The organism is Rhizobium sp. AP16, assembly GCF_000281735.1.
Taxonomy (GTDB): Bacteria; Pseudomonadota; Alphaproteobacteria; order Rhizobiales; family Rhizobiaceae; genus Rhizobium; species Rhizobium rhizogenes.
This window is the reverse complement of record NZ_AJVM01000023.1, coordinates 92,709-114,727: the sequence shown is the minus strand read 5'-3', so window position 1 is coordinate 114,727 and position 22,019 is coordinate 92,709. Positions and strand designations below refer to the sequence as shown.

Genomic DNA, 22,019 nt, shown 5'->3' with positions numbered 1-22,019 from the left:
GGAAAAAGCCGTTGTGGCGGACGCCACGCCGAAGGAATGATCCAAAGAAAAAACGCCGGGCTAAGCCCGGCGCGTACTTCATGAAAATTGATGATGAAAATCCGAAACGAAAAAGGGCGGGATCATCGATCCCGCCCTTTTCAAACTTATAGGGGAATGCCGGCCGCCGCTGCATATGCGGGGCTCATTTCGCGCTTTGCGACCTTATGCAGGCCGCGGGAGCGCTCGAACTCTTCCGCCGCGCGCACCGCTGAGCCGATATGCCCAACGGTATCGAGGAAGGTAAAGAGGGAACGAAATCCTGCAGACATGATATGATCCCTCTTCAGCACTGACGAAAATCGGCGAATATGGCGGTTGGGCGGGCAACACGCGCGGAAATCCCGGTGCCGCGAGCAGTCATCTGCTCATTAGCGGCAATGCCGACGCTGCGATGGCCGCTAGTGGCGCGCGCAGGCAAGATGGCGCGGCGCAGGGTATCAAACCCGCAATGGATAGGTCGAAAACGTGCAGTCACGGCCTTGGTTCCTTTCAAAATTCCTCCCAAGACACGCACCATATATTGCAGTGCAACATTGATTTCGCAATGCACGCAATTGGAGTGCTGCTATGCAAGATATGCATGACAGCTTTCATATTCCGTTAATGCTGCTAAAAAATTAGCCTCTGGCTTCGGCGTCGATGCGCGTTCTGAAGGCTAACAGGTCGTTCCAGGCCAATCGCTTGTTGATTGGGGCAGTGAGCAATTCCTGGGGATGGAGGCTGGCGATCGCCGGTATCGCCCGGCCGGATATCGTCACGTCCCGCCATTGTCCGCGCAGGCCATGGATCGTTTCGTTGCTTCCAAAGAAGTGGCGCGCCGTGAAATTGCCGAGCAGCAGCAGGGCTTGCGGCTCGGCAAGGGTGATCTGCCGCTCGATGAAGGGACGGCAGATCTCGATTTCCGGCGCCGACGGCGCGCGATTGCCCGGCGGCCGCCAGGGAATGACATTGGTGAGCAGGATATCGTTGCGCTTGAGGCCGATGGCGGCGAGCATCTTGTCGAGCAACAGTCCCGTCCGCCCGGCAAAGGGCGCACCCTCGCGGTCGTCATCGGCGCTCGGCATCGGGCCGATCACCATGATCCGGCCTTCGGGAGCGCCGCTGGCGAAGATGGTCGAGCGGGCGCTGTTTTTCAGATTGCAGCTGTTGAAAGCCTCGAGCGCCGTCTTGAGTTCGCTGAGAGACCGCGCGCTTTCGGCCGCGAAGCGGGCCTGCTCGACGGCTTGTTCGTCGGGAATGGCAGGCGCGCTGCGGGGCTTCGCTGCAGGGGCGGCCGCCTTTGGCGCAGCCTGACGGCGCTCCGGTTGCTGTGCCGGCCGTGCTGCGGGTTGCGGTGTCTCGACACGCGGCTGTGCCGCCCGCGCACCCTGCCGAGCGGCTTTCATCGCCTCGAACTCGGCGAAGCGGTCGACGGCCTCCTCTTCCAGCAGCCACTCCACGCCGGCATCCGCATGAAAATGCAGAAGGGCGGCGAGTTCGGCTGGCGAGAGGTCGTTGGCGGAGATCATGGGTGAACTGTAACCAACCAGGCAGGGCAGGGGAAGTGCTGAGTTCCCTTCCTTCTCACGCCGTCCACTGGCTGATGTCGTCGCGCTCGCCGATCAGGGCGAGACCGTGGGCGATCGAAAGCAATTCGCCGCCGGTCTCGATCCGCTCTTGACCGAAGCGCTCCGTGAAGATGCGGCGCACCGCCGGCACGAAGGAGGTGCCGCCGGTGAGGAACACCTTGTCGATGGTGTCGGGAGACGTGTTGGTCCTGGTCAGCACGTCATCCAGCGCGCCCTCGATGCGGGTGAGATCGTCGCCGATCCAGCGCTCGAAATCGGCGCGGCGCACCGTCTTGTGGCCAGCCTTGCCGAGCGGCGGGAAATTGAATTCTGCCTCCTCTTCGGCCGACAACGCCATCTTCGTCGCCGACACCGCTTGATAGAGCGGATAGCCCTCGTCATGCTCGACGAGATCGATGAAGGTTTCCAGCTTGTCCGGCTCCATGCTGCTGCGCACCAGCTTCTTCAGGTCGGCATATTCGCGCGAGGTCTTGAAGATCGAAAGCTGGTTCCAGCGGCCGAAATTGGCGTAGTAGGAGGTGGGCACTTCCAGCAGCTTGTCGAAGCTCTTGAAGTAGCTGCCCTTGCCGATCTCCGGCGAGACGATGTTGTCGATCATCCGGAAGTCGAAATGGTCGCCGGCGATGCCGACGCCGGAATGGCCGATGGGGGTCGCCGTCAGCCGGCCGGCATGGCTCTCGAAGCGGATCAGCGAATAGTCCGTCGTGCCGCCGCCGAAATCGGCGACCAGCACGGTCGCATCCGTCTTCAGATGCTGGGCGAAGTAAAAGGCGGCTGCCACCGGCTCGTAGACATAATGGATCTCGGGAAAGCCGAAGCGCGATAGCGCCTCGTTGTAGCGTGCGGTGGCAAGCTCCGGATCAGGATTGGCGCCGGCGAAATGCACCGGCCGGCCCGCAACGATGCGGCCGACCTCCGCCGGCCAGCCATCGCCGGCATAGGCGCGCAGGCGGCGCACGAAGATCTCCATCAGATCTTCGAACGTATGGCGCTTGGCATAGATCAGCGTGCCCTGGAAGAGCGCGCTGGCGGCAAAGGTCTTGATCGATTGCAGAAAGCGACAGTCGCCGGGATTGTCGATGAACTGCCGGATGGCGGCATGCCCCGCCTCGACCTTCAGGGCCGCGGCACCCAATCCCGGATCCTTCATGAAAGACAGTGCGGTACGCATGCTGTCCGCCGTGCCGGCCGCACTGGTGAAGGCGACCGATTGCGTCGCTGGACCGTCGGCCAGAGCCAGAACCGTATTCGTTGTGCCGAAGTCAAGACCAAGCGCCCGAGCCATGCCCGCACTCCCTTCTGTCGAAATTTTATGGAATGGGACCGATGCCCCTCATGGAACGCGCGACGCGCCCCTGTCTGAAAGAGGGCGCGTCATGGCATGGCTGGATAGCAAGCGCAAGACTGGAAGGAGGATTTATTTGGGTGGGATCCGATCCGGAAACGGCCTTGCGCTTTTCGCCGCGCCGTCCTTGAGTTCGAGACCGCGCCAAAGCGAAACGGGCGCCCTCTCGGCGCCCGTTATCTATCACTCGGCCGCGATGGCGGTCGGCGTTTCCTCTTCGTGCGGCGGTTTCTCCTTGCGCTTGCCGAGGCGGCCGACGAAGTCGTTCAGGCGGTTCATCTCGAGGAAGATGACCGGCGTGATGAACAGCGTCAGGATCTGCGAGACGACGAGACCACCGACGACGGCGATACCGAGCGGCTGGCGAAGCTCCGAGCTGGCGCCGCCGCCGACGGCGATCGGCAGCGCGCCGAGCAGGGCGCAGAAGGTCGTCATCATGATCGGACGGAAACGGCGCACGCAGGCTTCATGGATCGCTTCCGCGGGCGATATGCCGCTGGTCGATCGAAGCGTTTCCAGCGCCACGTCGATCATCATGATCGCGTTCTTCTTGACGATACCGATCAGCATCAAGAGGCCGATGAGCGCGATGATCGACAGGTCGAAGCCGAAGAGCTTCAGGGCGAGCAGCGCGCCGAGGGCGGCGGCCGGCAGACCGGAAAGGATGGTCAGCGGGTGGATGAAGCTTTCATAGAGAACGCCGAGCACCACATAGATCGTCAGCACGGCGGCAAGGATCAGGTAAGGCGTGCTGCCCTGCGACTGCTGGAAGATCTGGGCGGTGCCGCCGTAGGACGTGAAGACGTCCGCCGGCACATTGAGATCCTTCTTGATCTGTTCGATCTGAGCGGTGGCGTCGCCGAGTGCTTCGCCGGCCGGCAGGTTGAAGGACACGGTGGTCGAAACGAGCTGTCCGGTCTGGTTGATGGTGACCGGACCTGTCGTGCGTTCGACATGCGCGAAGTTCGACAGCGGAACGAGAGCGCCGCTTGCCGAAGCGATCTGGATCTCCTGAAGCTTCTGGTCATCCCAGGGCTTGCTGGTGTCGAACTCGACGATGACGTCGTAGCTATCGCCGGTGGATTGGATCTGAGCGGCTTCGTAGCTGCTGAAAGCCTCTTCCAGCGTGGTGCGCAACTGGTTGTTATTGATGCCGTAGGCCGCCGCCTTTTCGGTATCGACGACGATATTGGCTTGAAGCGCATTATTCTGCTCGTCCGACGTCACGTCGGTAAAGCGCGGATCGCGCCGCATGCTGTCTTCGATCTTGTTGGCCCAGAGGTTGGTCTGGTCGGCACTCAGCGCCTGGACGACGAGCTGATACTGGCTGGCCGTCTGGCGGCCGCCAAAACGAAGGCTCTGCTGTGGCGTGATGAAGGCCTTGATACCGGCGATCTTGCCGATGCTGGCGCGCAGTTCACGCAACGTCGTATCCAGGGGCTCACGCTGATCCTTCGGCTTCAGCTCGACGAACATCGTGCCGTTGTTCAACGGCTGGCGCGCATTGCCGCCGACGATCGACATGACATGCGCAACGGCGGGGTTCTGCTTGATGGCCGCTGCCGCCTGATTCTGCAGATCGCGCATGGCCGTATAGGAAATGTCCTGACGGGCCTGGGTGGATATCTGCAGGCGGCCGATATCTTCCTGCGGGAAGAAGCTCGCCGGCAGCACCATGAACAGGTACACGGAGAGACCGATCGAGCCGGCAAAGCAGAGAAGAACGATGCCACGGTTGCGCAGACACCAGGCGACACCCCTGTCGTAGCCGCGCTGGACCCAGTCGAAGCCGATATTGAAGAGGCGCACCGGCAGCGGTGGCGGGCGGTGGTCGTTGGAAAGCCGGGAGCTGAGCATCGGCGTGACGGTCAGGGAGACGATCGCCGATGACACGATGGCGATGGCGACCACCATGCCGAATTCGTTGAAGATGCGACCGACCACGCCGCCCATCAGCAGGATCGGAATGAAGACCGCGATCAGCGAGATCGACATCGAGATGATGGTGTAGCTGACTTCCGCCGAGCCCTTGATCGCCGCCTGCAGCACCGGCATGCCTTCTTCGACGTGCCGCAATATGTTTTCAAGCATGACGATGGCGTCGTCGACCACAAGGCCCACCGCGAGCGTCAATCCTAGCAGTGAGATGTTATCGACGCTGTATCCGAGCACATACATCATGCCGAATGTCGCGATCAGCGATAGCGGCACGGCAAGACCCGGAATGATCGTTGCCATCAGCTTGCCGGTAAAGAGATAGATGACCAGGACCACAAGGCTGATCGTCAGCATCAGTGTGAATTTGACGTCGGCGATGGCATCGCGGATCGGCTGTGCCGAATCGTTCATGATGCTCGTCTTCACCGAAGCCGGGATTTCCGCGTGCAGCTGCGGCAGCTTGGCATTGATCGCATCGACCACGTCGACGGTGTTGGCGTCCGGCTGACGCTGGACGGCGAGAATGATCGCCCGCTTGCCGTCATACCAGGAGCCCGTATTGGTATTTTCCACACTGTCCTGGACGTCGGCGACATCGCTCAGATGGATCGGCGCCCCATTGGGGTTGGCGATGACCAGCGTGCGGAACTGCTGGGCGTTGAGCAGCTGCGTGTTGGCGTTGACCGTCATGCTCTGCGATTTGTTCTGCAGAGTGCCGATTGGAACCTGGCTGTTGGCGTTGGCAAGCGCGGTGTTGACGGTATCGATACCGATGCCGCGGTCCTGCAGCTTGCTCGGATCGACTTCGACACGCACGGCATAGGTCTGCGCGCCATAGACGGTCACCTGGGCGACACCGGAAATGGTCGACAGCGACGGCGAGATGATGTCTTCGGCGATTTCATCGAGCTTGCTGCGCGGCATCGTATCGCTTTGTACGGCCAAGAGCAGGATCGGCGCATCGGCCGGATTGGTCTTGCGATAGCTCGGCGGCACGGTCAGATTGTCGGGCAACTGGCGCGTCGCATTCGAGATTGCCGCCTGGACGTCGGCGGCGGCCGCATCGATATCGCGGCTGAGGTCGAACTGCAGAACGATGCTCGTATTGCCGAGCGAGTTCGTCGACGAGATTTCACTGATGCCGGGGATAGTTTCGAACTGTTTGATCAGCGGCGTCGAAACCGAGGTCGCCATCGTTTGCGGGGAGGCGCCGGTCAGCTGAGCGGTAACGTTGACGGTGGGAAAGTCGACCTGGGGCAGGGCCGCCACGGGCACGAGCTGATAGCCGGCCAAGCCGGCCATGACTACACCCAGGGCCAGAAGTGTCGTCGCAACCGGCCGTTGGATACAGAAATTGGGTATCATTGCTGTGCTCCAACCGTGATCGTTTCGGTTTTCTGACCCGACTCGCCGTCGGCCGAGGCGACATTCTGAGATTTGCCGTCGTTGAACTGTTCGACAACGCTCTGACCGTCGTTGAGCTGCACCTGGCCTTCGACCACCACATGGTCGCCTTCTGAAAGACCCGTGGCGACGGCGGTGAAGCCTCCGTTCTGGCGGGCGACGGTGACCGGAGTCATATGAACCTTATTGTCCTTGACGACGAAGGCGTAGAAGCCCTCGGCACCGGGGCTGACTGCGACCGTGGGCGCGACGATGACTGGTTGGCTGTCGTTGAAATGCACGACGATATTGACTGACTGGCCGGGCCAGATTGCGCCATTGGCATTGTCGAACTTCGCCTTGGCGAGGATGGTGCCGGACGCGGCGTCGACCTGGTTGTCATAAAAGCTCATCGCGCCTTGGCGCGACTTGCCTTGCTCCGACCGGGGAACGGTGCTGACCGGCACGGAGCCCGTCTTCATCGCTTCTTCCAGTTCGCGAAGATGGCTCTCCTGCAGATGGAACTTGACGTAGATCGGATCGTACTGCGCGATCGATACGATCGCCGTGCCGGGGCTCACATAGGCGCCGACGCTGAGAGCGACGTCGCCAAGGCGGCCGTTGTAGGGCGCGCGGATCTGGGTGTTCTCGAGCAGGACCTGATCGGAAGCGAGCTGCGCCTTGTCGCCGTTGACCGTCGCCACTGCGGTATCGCGCGCCGCGACGGCCTGGTCCAATGTCTGCTGCGTGCCGGCGCCGTTCAACAGGCTCTTGGCGCGGGTGAGGGCGGATTCGGCTTGGGTCAGGGTTGCCTGATCCTTGGCCAGCGTCGCCTGATCCTTGTCGACCGAGGCCTGGGCCGTGCGCGGATCAAGTTTGGCGATCAGATCGCCGGCTTTGACCATGGCGCCGTCCTGGGCTTCGATCGAGACTATGATGCCAGATTCCTGCGCGGCGATCGTCGTCGTATCCTGCGCATCGGCCCAGCCGGTGGCGGTAACATCGTTGGCCAACGTCGTTTTCGTGACCGCCACGGTCTTGACGACCTGGGCGGCGGCCTGGCGTTTGCCATGGCCGCCGGCATCCGCCGTCTTGGCGCTGTCCTCGGTTTTGGCGGATGCCTTGTCGACGAAAGCGGACATAAAGGGAATACGGTCGCGGTAATTCCATATTGCAAAGGCGGCAATAACGAGAAGGCCGAGAGAGAGCCAGAATTTCTTCATATTTAAGAACCGGTCGAGGCGAGTTGCGGGAAATGCGATGACTTCGAAGTGGATTTGTTGCGGCGCAAACAAAGATGGGTTTCGCTGCAACTCCTCACATCGCCGTTACCGCTAACGTTCGGTTATTCTGTCCCTATAACGCGAATTCATGAACGCCATTCCGCCGCAATTTACCACAGTTCGCGGTGGTGAAAAATTAAAGCTTGGAAAGCTTTGCCGGCACGACGCTTCTCGCAGCGCAGCAAATGATCGAAATGACTATTTTTTGATTGCCGCCATGTAATAAAACTGAGGCGAAGCCGATTTTTGCTGGGTTTATCTTGAAGTGGCGAGTCCCGCCGCCATGACGAGACTCGCTGTTACTCACGCAATTGTGTTGCCTTTGGTGGTTTCAGTCCGCCTCTTCTAGCGCGTGAAAGTTGTTATTTAGAGCGACCGCGCCGCGCCGCCGTCGCAGCGGATCATCGAACCGGTCACATAGCTTGCGGGTTCGCTGCAGAGGAAGGCTGCGGTGGCGGCGAATTCCTCGACGCGGCCGTAGCGGCCGGCGGGGATGCGCTGTTGCCGCTCGGCACTGATGTCCTCCAGGCTTTTGCCGCTGCGTTTGGCCGCGGCATTATCGAGGTCGGCCAGCCGGTCGGTGGCGATGCTGCCCGGCAGCAGCATGTTGACGGTGATCCCATGCGCCGCCACTTCTGTCGCCAACGTCTTGCTCCATCCGGCAAGCGCGGGGCGCAGCGTGTTGGACAGAGCCAGATTGGAGAGCGGCTCGATGACGCCGGAGGAGGCAACGGTGAGGATACGCCCCCATCCTTGCGTCTTCATGCCTGGCAACAGCGTATTGGTGAGCGTGATGATCCGCGCCACCATGGACAGGAAATAAGTCTCCAGCCGCTCGGCGGTTATATCCTCCGTCGTCCCCGGCGTCGGCCCGCCGCTATTATTGACGAGAATGTCGAGGCCGCCGAGCTTGTCGGTAACCGCCTTGCTGACGACGTCTACGAAGTTCTCGTCGTTGAGATCAGCCCAGATCCAGTCGGCCCGGCCTTTGCCTTCGGCATTGATGGCCTTACAATTAGCTTCCAGCCGTTCGCCGCTGCGGCCGCAAAGCAGGACATTGACTCCTTCACGCGCCAACGCCACTGCGATGCCGTGACCCAATCCCTTGGACGAGGCGAGAACCAGCGCCCGCTTACCCTTGATGCCGAGATCCATCCTGTTCATCCTTCACAGTGTTTGAGTCTTTCAGGCGGAATTTATAGAGCGTCGCAAACTGCTTTTGAAAGTTGAATGCCAACAAACGACAGCGAAATACGGGTTAAAATATTGACGTTAACGTAAGCGTAATTTAACGTGATTGCCGTGTTGGGTGAATTGGAGGATTGCCTGTCGCTTCCCGGCTCGACAATCCTCTCCCGTTTTGACAAGAGATAATCGAAATGGGGAAGACGCCCAAAGGGGACAAGGCCGCGCATCCGGTTCAATTGGAGCCTGGCCAATCGGAGAGAGTGAATGACTGACGCCAGCGAGCTGCCTGAACGCGAGAGCATGGAATTCGACGTCGTGATTGTCGGGGCGGGACCTGCGGGCCTGTCGGCGGCGATCCGGCTGAAGCAGGTCAATCCGGACCTGACGGTCGTCGTGCTCGAGAAGGGCGCCGAGGTCGGCGCGCATATCCTGTCGGGCGCCGTCGTCGATCCTGTTGGTATCGATCGGCTGCTGCCTGGCTGGCGCGAGGAGGAGGGGCATCCCTTCAAGACCGAGGTGACGGCCGATCACTTCATGCTTCTGGGTCCCGCCGGTTCCATCCGCTTGCCGAATTTCGCCATGCCGCCGCTGATGAACAATCACGGCAATTATATCGTCTCACTCGGCAATGTCTGTCGCTGGCTCGCCGAAAAGGCGGAGGCGCTGGGCGTCGATATCTATCCCGGCTTTGCCGCGACTGAAGTGCTCTATAATGACGACGGCGCCGTCATCGGTGTCGCCACCGGCGATATGGGCATCGAGAAGAATGGCGAGCCCGGCCCGAACTATACCCGCGGTATGGAGCTGCTCGGCAAATATGTGCTGATCGGCGAAGGTGTGCGCGGCTCGCTCGCCAAGCAGCTGATTGCCAAGTTCGATCTGTCCAGAGACCGCGAGCCGCAGAAGTTCGGCATCGGCATCAAGGAGCTCTGGCAGGTCAAGTCCGAGAACCACAAGCAGGGTCTCGTGCAGCACTCCTTCGGCTGGCCGCTCGGCATGAAGACCGGCGGCGGGTCCTTCCTCTATCATTTGGAAGACAATCTGGTTGCCGTCGGCTTCGTCGTGCACCTCAACTACAAGAACCCCTATCTCTATCCCTTCGAGGAATTCCAGCGCTTCAAGACGCATCCGGCCATTCGCGGCACGTTTGAAGGCGGCAAGCGCATTTCCTATGGCGCCCGCGCCATCACCGAGGGCGGATATCAGTCGGTGCCGAAGCTGTCATTCCCCGGCGGGGCGCTGATCGGCTGTTCGGCCGGCTTCGTCAACGTGCCGCGCATCAAGGGCAGCCACAATGCGGTGCTCTCGGGCATGCTGGCTGCCGACAAGATTGCAGACGCAATCGCCGCCGGCCGCGCCAATGACGAAGTCATCGAGATCGAGAACGAATGGCGCGCAAGCGACATCGGCAAGGATCTGAAGCGCGTGCGCAACGTCAAGCCGCTGTGGTCGAAGTTCGGCACGGCGGTCGGCGTGGCACTCGGCGGCCTCGACATGTGGACGAACCAGCTCCTCGGCTTCTCTTTCTTCGGCACGCTGAAGCACGGCAAGACCGACGCCCAGTCGCTGGAGCCGGCGGCCAAGCACAAGAAGATCGACTATCCGAAGCCGGACGGCGTCCTCACCTTCGATCGTCTCTCCTCGGTGTTCCTGTCGAACACCAATCATGAGGAAGACCAGCCGGTTCATCTCAAGGTCAAGGATATGGCGCTGCAGAGGAATTCGGAACACGATATCTTTGCCGGCCCCTCGACCCGCTACTGTCCGGCCGGCGTCTATGAATGGGTGGAGAAGGACGGCGAGGAGACCTACGTCATCAACGCCCAGAACTGCGTCCACTGCAAGACCTGCGACATCAAGGATCCCAACCAGAACATCAACTGGGTCCCGCCGCAAGGCGGCGAGGGGCCGGTCTATCCGAATATGTGATCGGGATGGAGGAGACCGGGCGGGATATCTACACGATACGCTTGGCTCGCCCGGCCGAACTGCACCTGCTGGCCGCCATCGAGGTGGACGCGTTTTGGGCACTGCACGATGCCGGCGCGGTTGCCTGCGAACCGACGTCCCTGCCGATCGATGTGCTCCGGCAATCCCTGGAGGCGGATCTGTTGTTCGTCGCAGCCGATGCGCTGGACCAGCCGTTCGGCTTCCTCGCAGGGATCGCGATGGCAGATGCTGTCCATATTGCCGAAATCGATGTTATCCGGCATTGGCAGAAAAAGGGCGTCGGGCGTCGCTTGATGCAGGCTGCCGTCGAGACAGCGCGGGCGCGCGGCGCATCGGGTGTCACGCTGACGACGGACCGTCATGTCCCCTTCAACGCGCCATTCTATGCCTCGCTTGGCTTCCGCATATTGGATGATGGCGAGAGGTCTGCGGAGCTATCGCGGATCCTGGAAAGGGAGGTCGAGCATGGCGCCGACCCGGCTCGCCGGGTTGCGATGGCGCTGTGGTTCTGAGTTAAGATAGTGCGGCAATTCCAAGGTACTTAATGTCGAAGGCTGCCAATGGCAGCCTTCAATCTTTCCCTATACTACTGCTGATGTGCTCATTTCCGTGACAACAGCCCCGTCGACAGCGCGACACCCAATCCCGTAACCACCGCCGCCGAGATTTCGGCCATGCCGAGTGGCTCGCCCAGCAGCAGCCCGCCGCCGAAGGTGGCAAGTACCGGGGTGATGGCAGTGAAGGCGGCGGCTTGCGTACCGCCCAGAGCCTGGACGGCAAGGCCGTAGGCGAGGGTGGCGGCGAGGCCGGAAAGTAGGCCCTGGCTCACGATCTGCAAACCGATTTCGGGTAGCGGGATGGAGGCGAGCGAACTGCCGAAGATGAAAGCCAGTCCGACGTGGATGAGGAACGACCAGACGGCGATGATGGCGCTCGACTGGACGGCGTTCAGGCCGGAGCGGCGGAAGGCGTGGGTGTAACCGGCCCAGAGCAGCGCGCCGAGCGGCAGCAGGGTGAAGCTGATCCAGGATACCTCGGCGCCGGAAAGGCTGCGCACCAGAAGAATGACGACCCCGGCGACGATGCCGCCAAGGCCGAGCCAGCGGGTGATATCCGGACGCTCACGAAACAGCAGCACACCGATCAGCGCGGCCGCCAGCGGCATCGAGCCGCCGAGCAGGATGCCGGCCGAGGCGGCGGGTGTGAAGTGGATGGCGAAGGTGGTCAATTGGAAGAACAGCGCGCCAGAGCCGCAGACCATTAGCGCCAGGAGTTTCAGCGGCACGCCTTTCGGCAGCAGGCCGGTGCGCAGCCAGACAGGGGAGAGCACCAGCGCTGGAATGCCGTAGCGGATCAGGCCGAGGTCGATCGTGCTCATCTGTGTTTCAGCGGTGTGGCGGGTGGCCAGGATCCAGTTGGCCCAGATCAGCACGGTGATGATGGCGCCGGCATAGCCGATCGCGGCGGGCATCGTCTTGCGGGAGGAGAAGGTCAAAGCGGTCATCGACATATCCTTTCTAACCGTCCGGATCATCATCCGGTTGAAAAAAAGATAGCGCCGGAGGCCGAGGCATGTCCTTGCTAGTTATAGCTCATGGAACATGCTATGAACCATAATATGCCAATTTAAGCAGTTGGATTTCGCAAAAATGCCAAAACTGGATAAATTCGATATTGCCATCCTCAACTGTCTTCAGGAGGATGCGCGCGCCACCAATGTCGAGATCGCCGAGAAAGTGAACCTCTCTCCGTCGCCCTGTCTGAGGCGCATCCGCAATCTGGAAAAATCCGGTTTGCTGCGCGGCTACCGCGCCGATATCGACCGCAAGGCGGCAGGTCTCGGCCTGACGGTTTTCGTCGAGCTCAAGGTCGGGCATCATTCGAAGGAAAATTCCGAGGCGCAGCAGGCGGCATTGCTTGCGATTCCCGAGATCGTTTCCTGCCATTTGATTTCAGGAACGGCCGACTTTCTGGCCGAGGTCGTGGTGGAGGATTTGGCGGCCTATGAAAAGGTGATGTCGGAAAAGCTTCTCGTGCTGCCCGGTGTCTCCGACCTGCGCTCGAATTTCGCCATCCGTACTCTCAAGACCAATGGCGCCCTGAAGCTGCCTCAGCCGCTCTGAAACGAAAAAGGGGCCGTCGCCGGCCCCTTCGATATCAGGATTTCGATTGCCCTCAGAGCATCGTGCCACTGAGGATCAGCAGCGCGACCGAGAAGTAGATCACCAAGCCGGTCACATCGACCAGCGTTGCAACGGCCGGAGCCGATGCGCTGGCCGGATCGAGCCGCAGTCTCTGCAGCAGGAACGGAAGCATCGAGCCGGCAAGCGAGCCGAAGGTGACGATACCGATCAGTGCGGCGAAGACGGTCAGGCCGACCAACTGCCAGTGCGGGCCGTAGTCGAACAGGCCGATGGTCTGCCAAAGCACGACGCGGGCGAAGCCAACAAGACCGAGGATGGAGCCGAGCACCATGCCGGTCGGCAGCTCGCGCAGGGCGACACGCCACCAGTCCGAAAGCTTGAGTTCGCCGAGCGCCAGTGCCCGGATGATCAGCGAGGTCGCCTGCGAGCCGGAATTGCCGCCAGAGCTCATGATCAGCGGGATGAACAGCGTCAGCACGACGGCCTTTTCCAATTCGCCTTCGAAATGCTGCATGGCGCTTGCCGTCAGCATTTCGCCGAGGAAGAGGGCGGCGAGCCAGCCGGCGCGCTTACGGATCATGCCGGCAAAGCCGATCTTCATATAGGGCTGGCCGAGGGCTTCCATACCGCCGAACCTCTGAGCTGCCTCCGTCGTGTCGGCAATCATCGTGTCGATGACGTCATCGACCGTGACGATGCCGAGCATGCGACAGTTTTCGTCGACAACCGGCAGCGCGAGCAGGTCATGGCGGCGGATCAGGCGAGCGACATCCTCCTGCTTCATCAGCGCGGGCGCAGTGACGGGCGTGCCCTTCTGCGCGACCGTCAGGATGCAGGCGTCGGGCTCGCCGGTGATGAGGCGGCGCAGCGTCACGACATGCAGCAGCGCTTGCGTTTCGTCGTCCAGCACATAGATCGCATAGACGGTTTCGCGGGAGCGTTCGACCTGGCGAACATGGTCGAGCGTCTGGGCGACGGTCCAGCTGGCGGATACGCTGACGAACTCTGTCGTCATGATGCCGCCTGCCGTGCGCGGCGGGTAGCCCATCAGGCCCTGGATCGCAACGCGAACCGGCTCATCGAGGGTGGCAAACAGCCGGGTGCGCGCGTCACCGTCCAGTTCCAGCAGGACGTCGGCCACGCGGTCGTTGGACATGCCATGCAGCAGCCGTGCGGCGTCGGCATTGCTCATGACCTCGAGAATGGCAGAGGCGTTGCGCAGTTCCGGCCGGTCGAGGATACGCACGGCGCGTTCCTCCGGCATTTTGGCGAGGATGCGTGCGGCTTCCTTCGCGTCGATCGCATTCAGCGATTCGACACGTTCCGCGATGGTGACGGCGCGGTTGTTATTGATGAATGCACGAGCGGCATTGCCGGCCCGCACAGGAAAGCTGTTGATGTTCATTATAGCTCGCCTTTCCAGTCGATCTGCCGTCGCGGCGGATCGTGGCGAGCCGACAGGAGTCGGTTACTGCACGAAGGCCACTGACGGCAAAGGCAATCGACTACTACTGTCGCTAGGCATCGTAAGATGGCTCCGGTTAATCGGTATGGAAAACGCCGTTCCCCACATGGGGCAGAAGTCGCTCCGAAGTGGCGAAAAGTCAAGTGGCAGAGACGGTTAATGCCATAATGTCGCAGAAAAAATTCGATTGCACGGCCAACGACTTTTGCATTGCAGCAATCACTATTTCAGAAGGATCAAAAATGGCTTGGCCGGGCGTTCTGCACCCGGCCGTTTGAGCGAAGGAATGAGCCTCAGAAACCGGCCAGGACGACCTTGCCCTTCATCTTGCCGGTCTCGACCAGCGCATGTGCCTTCTTCAAATTGGCAGCGTTGATCGTGCCCAGCGTTTCGGTCAGCGTCGTGCGGATCTTGCCGGTGTCGACCAGATCGGCGACCTTGGTCAGCAGCCTGTGCTGCTCGATCATGTCGGCCGTATTGAAGAGCGGGCGGGTGAACATCATCTCCCAATGGATCGAGATCGCCTTGCGCTTGAAGGGGACGATATCGAGCACCTTCGGATCGTCGATCAGCCCCAAGCGGCCCTGCGGCGCGATGATCTCCAGGATCGCGGCAATATGATCGCTGGTGTTGGTGGTCGAGAAGACGAAGGCGGGGGCGCCGATGCCAAGAGCTTCGATCTGCGGGGCCAACGGCTTGGAGTGATCGATCACATGGTGGGCACCGAGTTCCTTCACCCAGGTCTGGGTTTCTGGCCGCGAGGCGGTGGCAATCACGGTGAGGCCGGTGAGCGCCCGGGCGATCTGAATGGCGATCGAGCCGACGCCGCCCGCACCGCCGATGATGAGAATGGTATTGGCAGCACCCGGAACCGGGTCCTGAACCTTGAGGCGGTCGAATAAGGTCTCGTAAGCGGTGATCGAGGTCAGTGGCAAGGCAGCAGCAGCTGCGAAATCAAGGCTCTTCGGCTTGGCGCCGACAATGCGTTCGTCGACCAGATGAAACTCGACGTTCGAGCCGCCACGATTGATGGCGCCGGCGTAGAAGACTTCGTCGCCGGGCTTGAACATGGTGACGTCGGGACCGACTGCCTTGACGATGCCTGCGGCGTCCCAGCCGAGTACCTTGTATTCGCCCTCGGCAGGGGCGGCGCTGGCGCGAACTTTGACATCGACGGGATTGACGGACACAGCCTTGATTTCGACCAGGAGATCGCGGCCCTTGGCTTCGGGTGTCGGGAGGTCGATGTCGAGAAGCGACGTCTCGGCGGAAATGGGCTGCGGGATCTTGTAGGCGATGGCACGCATGGCAAACTCCTGTCTTTGTTGCACAGGATCCAGATGCGTCTTATGATCGGAAGATGCAAGAATGCACAAATTATATACGTAGTACCCAAAAGGATACTGTCGATGTCGCTGCCCCGCGCCAAACTCGTTCAGAATTTCCCCGGTTGCCCGGTCGAGGCGACGCTGAGCCTGCTCGATGGCAAGTGGAAAGGCGTGATTCTGTTCCATCTGATGGAGGGGACGCTGCGCTTCAATGAAATCCGCCGCAAGCTGCCGTCGGTGACGCAGCGCATGCTGACGAAGCAGCTACGGGAACTGGAAGTGTCCGGCCTGGTCTCGCGCACCGTTTTCCCGGTCGTGCCGCCACGCGTCGACTATGCGCTGACGCCGCTTGGCACCAGCCTTGAGCCGATCATCAAGGCGATGGCCGTCTGGGGTGAGGAAAATGTCCTCTGCCACACCGGCATGCAGCAGGTGCGGCTTTCGCCGGCCTCATGCGTTCCGGCTGTTGCGCTCCAGGGCAACTGATATCCCGAAGACAACAAGGCCGAGGACAGAGAGCACTGCGCCGACATAACCGGTCGCGGCGGCAGTGAAGCCCCAGGCGATCACCATGCCGCCGAGCCAGGCGCCGAGCGCATTGGCAATATTGAAGGCGGAATGATTGGAGGCGGCTGCAAGCGTCTGTGCATCGGCGGCGACATCCATCAGCCGAGTCTGCACGGCGGGGCAGGCAGCAAAGCCGCAGCCGATCAGGAAGACACAGAGACAGAGCATGACCGGATTGGCGGCGGTCAGCGAAAACAGCGTCATGACGATGACGTTGAAGACCATCATCCCGCCGATCGTGCCCTTGATCGACAGATCGCCGAGACGCGAGCCGACGACGTTGCCGACATTCATGCCGATGCCGAAGAGCGCCAGCACGACCGGCACCATGGCGGTTCCCATGCCGGCAACCTGCGTTGTTGTCGTTGCGACATAGCTGAAGACCGAGAACATGCCGCCGAAGCCAACGGCTGCGATGCCGAGCGTCAGCCAGACCTGGATGCGCTTGAGTGCGCCGAGTTCACGAGTAATGCTGGCGCCTTCCTCAACCCGGTCCTTGGGCAGGAATAGGGCGATCAGCAGCATGGTCGCAAGGCCGATGCCGCCGACCAGCATGAAGGCCGCGCGCCAGTTCAGGATCTGGCCGAGGAAGGTGGCGATCGGCGTGCCGATCAGGGTGGCGATGGTGAGGCCGAGCATGACTTGGCCGACGGCGCGGACGCGGCGATGAACCGGCACCATCGAGGCGGCCACAAGCGCAGCGACACCGAAATAGGCGCCATGCGGCAGGCCAGTGATGAAGCGCAGGGCCGCAAAACTTTCGAAGGTCGGAGCAAACGCGCTGGAAATGTTGCCGGCGGCAAAAATCGCCATCATCAGCAAAAGCAGCGTGCGCCGCGCCATCTTGGCGGCGAGAATGGCGATGATCGGCGCGCCAACGACGACACCGAGCGCATAGGCGCTGATGACATGGCCCGCCTGTGGGGTCGTTACCCCGAATGCGTCGGCGACATTCGGCAACAGGCCCATGATAACGAATTCACCGGTACCGATGCCGAAGCTGCCGACCGCGAGAGCCAGAGTGACGAGCGCGATCGCGGCGCGCGACGGTGCCTCGAGGACGGATTGGGAATCGATGACGTCGGCAGTGATATCGCTCACGAAAACTCCAAGGCGGCAATTATGTGCAAGTGCCGCGAGGCAGGCAGCGAAACCCGGCATGCAGGGATCGAGCACAACATAGAAACTGAAAAGATCGGGAAGGCACGAACATGCCTTAATCGATTATATTAGTCAGGGCTGCACCTCTGTCGCGTGCATTTTTTGCAGTGCAGCATATCGCCTCGTGCATACGTGTTCGCGCAGCCTTGCCCATCTGCCGCCGGCCGTGTTGGTCACAAGCGGCACTGATTGCTTGAAATCGCTCTGGTTGGAACCATCTGTGAAGAAGCAGGCGTGGGGATCAGCTCCTTCCTGGGATCCAATTGGTGAGAAAACCGAGAGCATTTATGAAACTGATCGGCTTTTTCAACCGCGATGGCGGCACGTTCAAGACCACTGATATGGCCGCCTATGAGAAGAAGGCGGAACAGGTTTTCCGGGACGCAGGCCACGAGTTCGAGGGCCTGGTGGTCTCGGGCCGCGAGGTGGTGGCCGCAATGGAGCGCGCGGTGCGGCGCGACGATATCGATGGCATTGTCGCCGGCGGCGGTGACGGCACGATTTCGGCTGCCGCCGCGGTCGCCTGGAAGAACGGCGTCGCGCTCGGCGTCATTCCGGCTGGAACCATGAACCTCTTCGCGCGGTCGCTGAAGCTGCCGCTCGATATCTGGCAGGTGCTGGACGTGCTGGCGACCGGCGAGGTCGAGCAGGTCGATATCGGCAGCGCCAACGGCCGGCCCTTCATCCATCAGTTTTCGGCCGGCCTGCATGCGCGGATGGTGCGCTATCGCAACGGCTACACCTACCGCTCGCGCATCGGCAAAATGTCGGCCAGCACCCGCGCCGCCTTCGGTGTCGTGTTCAATCCACCGGAGTTTGCCGTTGATTTCGAGGCGGAGGGTATTCGCGAGCACCGGCATGTCTCGGCGATTTCGGTCTCCAACAATCCCTTTGGCGCCAACGCGCTGCTTTATGCCGACGATCTTCGCAGTGGTGAGCTCGGCTTCTACACGGCAAGGCCCCTGCGGCCGCTGGGCGTGGCACGGCTTGCCGTCGATATGCTGCGCGGCCGGTTCCGCGAAAACGCCGATGTCATGGTCATGCATACGCGCGAAGTGCACCTGCATTTCCCGAAGCTGCGCAGCCTCGCCAATTGCGTCATGGACGGCGAACTGCTGCCGCTGGAGCGCGATGTCACGCTCAAGCTGCATGCCGGTGAGCTGAAGGTGATGATTAGGCAGGGCACGGCCGCGCGCGCGGCTGAAGAACAGGCGATCCGTAGTGCGGCCGTCTGAAGTTCTTCAGAGACGCGGCAGATAGGTCCGATAATCGAAATCGGACACGGTGCGCAGGTGGCTGATCGCTTCCTTGTGCTTGGTGTCGCCATAGAGCTCCTGATAGCGCTCTCCGAAAATATCGGCGATGAAAGGGGAGGCGCGAAAGCGCTCGACGGCGGTCAAGAAATCATGCGTCAGCCGTGGCGCGTCGGCCGGCACATGGCTCGGCGTCGTCTCCTCGCCGGGATCGAGATCCTTCTCCAGTCCAAGCAGCATGCCGCCCAGGATCGCCGCCAGCATCAGATATGGATTGGCATCGGCGCCGGCGACGCGGTGTTCGATGCGCGCAGCCGGCCCATCCTTCTCGGGGATGCGTATGGCGGTGCCGCGATGGCCGTAGCCCCAGGTGAGATCCACCGGCGCAAAGGAGCCTGGCTGGAAACGCCGATAGGAATTGGCGTAGGGCGCAAAGACCAGCTGCGCATCCAGCAGCGTCTGCAGCAGGCCGGCAGAGATCGATTTCAGTTTCACCGGCTCGCCGCCTGCCGCGTCGAGAATATTGCGGCCTTTACTGTCGATGATGCTGGCATGCACATGCAGGCCGGAACCGGCATGGTCGGTATAGGGCTTCGCCATGCAGGTCGATTTCAGGCCGTGTTTGCGCGCCGCTTGTTCGGCCACCCTTTTCAGGAGGATGCAGTCGTCGGCGGCGGCGAGCGCATCCGGGCGATGCAGCAGATTGACCTCGAATTGGCCGGGACCGAACTCCGCCGTCGTCGCATCTGCCGGCAGGCCTTGCGCCTTGGCATAGGTGTGCAAAGTCTCGAGATAGTCGCCGAGCAGATCGACGGCATCCATGTCGTAGAGCTGGTAGCCGTTCGGCTCGCCGCGATACATCAGCGCCGGCGGCGGCGAGGGGGTACCGCGCTCGCGCCAGTCACCGGCGAGCAGATAGAATTCCAGCTCGGTCGCAACCACGGGCGTCAGTCCGAGCGCCTTGTAGCGCTCAAGGACCGAGCCAAGGATCGCGCGCGGGTCCTGGAAGCTCGGGCGGCCGTCAAGCTCATGCATGGTGGCGAGTACCTGCTTCGATCCCGGCGGCGCCCAGGGCATGTCGGCCAGCGTGCGTGGATCGGCGATGCAGATACCATCAGGGTCGCCGATCGTCATCGACAGGCCGGTGATCTCGTCATTGTCATAGCCCCAGATGTCCAGCGATTGCGTCGAGGTCGGCAAGCGGACTGCGCCGCTCCAAACCTTCTTTTCGGCTTCGATGGGGATCTGCTTGCCACGAAGGCGGCCGTTCATGTCGGCGATCAGCACTTCGATGCGTGCCGTACCCTTGGTCGCGTTGTCAGCCGCCATGCCCTTGTCATTCCCCGATGCTCACGTCATGGTCGTAAACGATCGAAGCCAGCCTTTCAATCCGATAGGGATTCTGCAAACGATGTCCGACACTTCCAGCCGCTCCAATCTCGCCGCCATCGACGCCGCTCATCATCTCCATCCCTTCGCGGACATGAAGAAGTTGAACGCCGACGGCGCCCGGATCATCCAGCGCGGCCAGGGTGTCTACATCTTCGACAGCAACGGCAATAAATATCTCGATGGCTTTGCCGGGCTCTGGTGCGTCAATATCGGCTACGGGCGAACGGAAATTGCCGATGCCGCCATCCGGCAGATGAACGAGCTGCCCTATTACAACACCTTCTTCGGCACGACGACGACGCCTGCGACCTTGCTGTCGCAGAAAGTCTGCGCCCATGCCGGCCCGCATTTCAACCATGTCTTCTTCACCAATTCCGGCTCGGAGGCCAACGACACCTGGTTCCGCATGGCGCGCGTCTATTGGAGCGCTATCGGCCAGCCGGCGAAGAAGACCGTCATTGCCCGCAGGAACGGTTATCACGGCTCGACCGTCGCCGGCGCCAGCATGGGCGGCATGAAATACATGCACGAACAGGGCGATCTGCCGATCCCCGGCGTCGTCCATATCGGGCAGCCCTATTGGTACGGCGAAGGCGGTGGTCTCTCGCCGGAGGAGTTTGGCCTCAAGGTCGCCCGCGAGCTCGAAGAGAAGATCGATGAATTGGGCGAGGACAATGTCGCCGCCTTCATCGCCGAGCCGGTGCAAGGGGCAGGGGGCGTCATCATCCCGCCCGCGACCTATTGGCCGGAGATCGCCCGCATCTGCAAGGCACGGAACATTCTCCTCGTCTGCGACGAGGTGATCTGCGGTTTTGGAAGGCTCGGCTCCTGGTTCGGCTATCAGCATTTCGGCGTAGAGCCCGATCTGGCGCCGATCGCCAAAGGTCTGTCATCGGGCTATCTGCCGATCGGCGGCGTGCTGGTTAGCGATCGCATCGCCGATGTGCTGATCAACGAGGTCGGCGAGTTCAACCACGGTTTCACCTATTCCGGCCACCCGGTCTGCGCAGCCGCCGCATTGGAAAATCTCAGGATCATCGAGGATGAACGGCTGATCGAGCGCGTTCGCGACGACATCGGCCCTTATTTCGCCAAGGTGTGGGGCAGCCTCGCGGACCATGAGATGGTCGGCGAAGCGGTGAGCATCGGGTTGATGGGCGCGTTACAGCTCGCCGCCGACAAATCCACCCGCCGCCGCTTCGAAAAGCCGGATGCCATCGGCTCGGCCGTCCGCAACCACGCCTTGACCAATGGTCTCGTCCTGCGTGCCACCGCAGACCGCATGCTGGCTTCGCCGCCGCTGATCATCAGCCACGATCAGGTAGACGAGATGGTCCGCATCACCTGGCTGGCGCTGGATGCCGTCTGGTCTGAGGCGAAAGGCTAGTCAGCTCTTGTTCGCCGGGGACGGCGCGTCCCACTTGCCGGCCTTGTGCAGGGCAAGCGTCAGTGCCGCGACATGAATGACCTGGATCATCTTGCCCTCGAGCGCCAGCCCGATAGCCTGCCGGATCGGCATGCGAATGAGGCGGATCCGCTCGGTCGGATCGTCCGAGGGCTTCTCGGTGAGCTCGACATTGCGGGCAAGTACGATATGGCAAAGGTTGGTGTGGGTGGCCGGGTTGGCGGCAAGGCTGCCCACATATTCCCATTCAGGAGCAGAGAGCCCGGTCTCTTCCCTCAGCTCTCGTGCCGCAGCCTCGACCGGGCTTGCATCACTCGCGTCGACCGCACCGCCCGGCAGCTCCAACGCAACGACACCCAGACCGTGGCGATATTGCTGGACCAGATAGATGTTGTCCTCGGCATCAAGTGCTACCACTTCCACCCAGTCTGGATATTCCAGCACGTAATAGGGCGCAATCTCCACACCCTCCGCAGTGACGCAGGTGTCGGCCCGGACTTTCAGCCAACGGTCATGCAGCAGATGGGTGGAGCTTTTGACCTGCCATGGCGGAAGATCGGTGGAGTCAGGCAGCGTGTTCTCAGGCGTATCGGTCGGGTTCATCAGC

At 61.5% G+C, this 22,019-nt stretch carries 20 protein-coding genes; 7 read left to right on the top strand and 13 right to left on the bottom strand.

Annotation, left to right across the window (positions count from 1 at the left end; all coding sequences use genetic code 11):
• Positions 1-146: 146 nt before the first annotated feature.
• From PMI03_RS31635 to PMI03_RS11620, 6 genes are all read right to left on the bottom strand, one after another.
• Positions 147-311 (bottom strand): hypothetical protein, encoded by a 165-nt coding sequence (locus PMI03_RS31635; RefSeq protein WP_007693201.1) that lies wholly within the window; start codon positions 309-311, stop codon positions 147-149.
• Positions 312-325: 14 nt separating this feature from the next.
• Positions 326-559 (bottom strand): hypothetical protein, encoded by a 234-nt coding sequence (locus PMI03_RS30960; protein ID WP_080515856.1) that lies wholly within the window; start codon positions 557-559, stop codon positions 326-328.
• 100 nt (positions 560-659) lie between these two features.
• Positions 660-1,550, bottom strand: coding sequence for a uracil-DNA glycosylase family protein (locus tag PMI03_RS11635; RefSeq protein ID WP_007693198.1), 891 nt, complete (start codon positions 1,548-1,550; stop codon positions 660-662).
• 55 nt (positions 1,551-1,605) lie between these two features.
• Positions 1,606-2,895, bottom strand: a complete 1,290-nt coding sequence (locus tag PMI03_RS11630; RefSeq protein ID WP_007693197.1) for an Hsp70 family protein — start codon at positions 2,893-2,895, stop codon at positions 1,606-1,608.
• A 243-nt stretch (positions 2,896-3,138) separates the two neighbouring features.
• Positions 3,139-6,258 carry an efflux RND transporter permease subunit gene (locus tag PMI03_RS11625; protein ID WP_007693195.1) on the bottom strand — a complete coding sequence of 1,040 codons (3,120 nt, stop codon included), beginning with the start codon at positions 6,256-6,258 and terminating at the stop codon, positions 3,139-3,141.
• Positions 6,255-7,499 (bottom strand): efflux RND transporter periplasmic adaptor subunit, encoded by a 1,245-nt coding sequence (locus PMI03_RS11620; protein ID WP_007693194.1) that lies wholly within the window; start codon positions 7,497-7,499, stop codon positions 6,255-6,257. The genes PMI03_RS11625 and PMI03_RS11620 overlap by 4 nt, the downstream gene beginning before the upstream one ends.
• Before the next feature lie 148 nt (positions 7,500-7,647).
• On the opposite strand from PMI03_RS11620, the gene PMI03_RS31630 reads away from it, so the two are divergent.
• Positions 7,648-7,782 carry a hypothetical protein gene (locus PMI03_RS31630; RefSeq protein ID WP_256367187.1) on the top strand — a complete coding sequence of 45 codons (135 nt, stop codon included), beginning with the start codon at positions 7,648-7,650 and terminating at the stop codon, positions 7,780-7,782.
• A gap of 143 nt (positions 7,783-7,925) precedes the next feature.
• Here the strand turns inward: PMI03_RS31630 and PMI03_RS11615 are convergent, their stop codons facing one another.
• Positions 7,926-8,714: an SDR family oxidoreductase gene (locus PMI03_RS11615; RefSeq protein WP_007693193.1), complete on the bottom strand. Its 789-nt coding sequence runs from the start codon at positions 8,712-8,714 to the stop codon at positions 7,926-7,928.
• Positions 8,715-9,011: 297 nt separating this feature from the next.
• Here PMI03_RS11615 and PMI03_RS11610 point away from each other — a divergent pair, with 297 nt between their 5' ends.
• Together PMI03_RS11610 and PMI03_RS11605 are read left to right on the top strand one after the other, a co-directional pair.
• Positions 9,012-10,676, top strand: a complete 1,665-nt coding sequence (locus tag PMI03_RS11610; protein ID WP_007693192.1) for an electron transfer flavoprotein-ubiquinone oxidoreductase — start codon at positions 9,012-9,014, stop codon at positions 10,674-10,676.
• A gap of 5 nt (positions 10,677-10,681) precedes the next feature.
• Positions 10,682-11,209, top strand: coding sequence for a GNAT family N-acetyltransferase (locus PMI03_RS11605; RefSeq protein ID WP_012651160.1), 528 nt, complete (start codon positions 10,682-10,684; stop codon positions 11,207-11,209).
• Positions 11,210-11,298: 89 nt separating this feature from the next.
• Here PMI03_RS11605 and PMI03_RS11600 read toward each other — a convergent pair whose 3' ends face one another.
• Complete coding sequence (locus PMI03_RS11600; RefSeq protein ID WP_007693190.1) at positions 11,299-12,201, bottom strand: DMT family transporter; 903 nt, start codon at positions 12,199-12,201, stop codon at positions 11,299-11,301.
• Between the two features lie 145 nt (positions 12,202-12,346).
• On the opposite strand from PMI03_RS11600, the gene PMI03_RS11595 reads away from it, so the two are divergent.
• On the top strand, positions 12,347-12,820 hold the full coding sequence (locus PMI03_RS11595) for an Lrp/AsnC family transcriptional regulator (protein ID WP_007693188.1): 474 nt from the start codon (positions 12,347-12,349) through the stop codon (positions 12,818-12,820).
• 52 nt (positions 12,821-12,872) lie between these two features.
• Here PMI03_RS11595 and mgtE read toward each other — a convergent pair whose 3' ends face one another.
• Together mgtE and PMI03_RS11580 are read right to left on the bottom strand one after the other, a co-directional pair.
• Entirely contained in the window at positions 12,873-14,246 is a 1,374-nt protein-coding gene (gene mgtE, locus PMI03_RS11590; RefSeq protein WP_007693187.1) for a magnesium transporter, read from the bottom strand.
• A gap of 353 nt (positions 14,247-14,599) precedes the next feature.
• Positions 14,600-15,613: a zinc-binding alcohol dehydrogenase family protein gene (locus PMI03_RS11580; protein ID WP_007693186.1), complete on the bottom strand. Its 1,014-nt coding sequence runs from the start codon at positions 15,611-15,613 to the stop codon at positions 14,600-14,602.
• A gap of 102 nt (positions 15,614-15,715) precedes the next feature.
• Between PMI03_RS11580 and PMI03_RS11575 the strand changes: the two genes are divergently transcribed.
• The gene (locus tag PMI03_RS11575; protein ID WP_007693184.1) at positions 15,716-16,120 is read left to right on the top strand and encodes a helix-turn-helix domain-containing protein; all 405 of its coding nucleotides are present in this window, start codon (positions 15,716-15,718) and stop codon (positions 16,118-16,120) included.
• Here PMI03_RS11575 and PMI03_RS11570 read toward each other — a convergent pair.
• Complete coding sequence (locus PMI03_RS11570) at positions 16,085-17,302, bottom strand: MFS transporter (RefSeq protein ID WP_007693183.1); 1,218 nt, start codon at positions 17,300-17,302, stop codon at positions 16,085-16,087. The two genes, PMI03_RS11575 and PMI03_RS11570, sit on opposite strands and share 36 nt — an antisense overlap.
• A 347-nt stretch (positions 17,303-17,649) precedes the next feature.
• Between PMI03_RS11570 and PMI03_RS11565 the strand changes: the two genes are divergently transcribed.
• The gene (locus PMI03_RS11565; RefSeq protein ID WP_007693182.1) at positions 17,650-18,597 is read left to right on the top strand and encodes a diacylglycerol kinase family protein; all 948 of its coding nucleotides are present in this window, start codon (positions 17,650-17,652) and stop codon (positions 18,595-18,597) included.
• Positions 18,598-18,603: 6 nt separating this feature from the next.
• Here PMI03_RS11565 and PMI03_RS11560 read toward each other — a convergent pair whose 3' ends face one another.
• On the bottom strand, positions 18,604-19,944 hold the full coding sequence (locus PMI03_RS11560) for a glutamine synthetase family protein (protein WP_007693181.1): 1,341 nt from the start codon (positions 19,942-19,944) through the stop codon (positions 18,604-18,606).
• Between the two features lie 82 nt (positions 19,945-20,026).
• Here PMI03_RS11560 and PMI03_RS11555 point away from each other — a divergent pair, with 82 nt between their 5' ends.
• Positions 20,027-21,394: an aspartate aminotransferase family protein gene (locus tag PMI03_RS11555; protein ID WP_007693174.1), complete on the top strand. Its 1,368-nt coding sequence runs from the start codon at positions 20,027-20,029 to the stop codon at positions 21,392-21,394.
• Here PMI03_RS11555 and PMI03_RS11550 read toward each other — a convergent pair whose 3' ends face one another.
• A complete protein-coding gene (locus tag PMI03_RS11550; protein ID WP_007693173.1) occupies positions 21,395-22,015 on the bottom strand; it encodes an NUDIX hydrolase in 621 nt (206 codons plus the stop codon).
• Between the last annotated feature and the right edge of the window lie 4 nt (positions 22,016-22,019).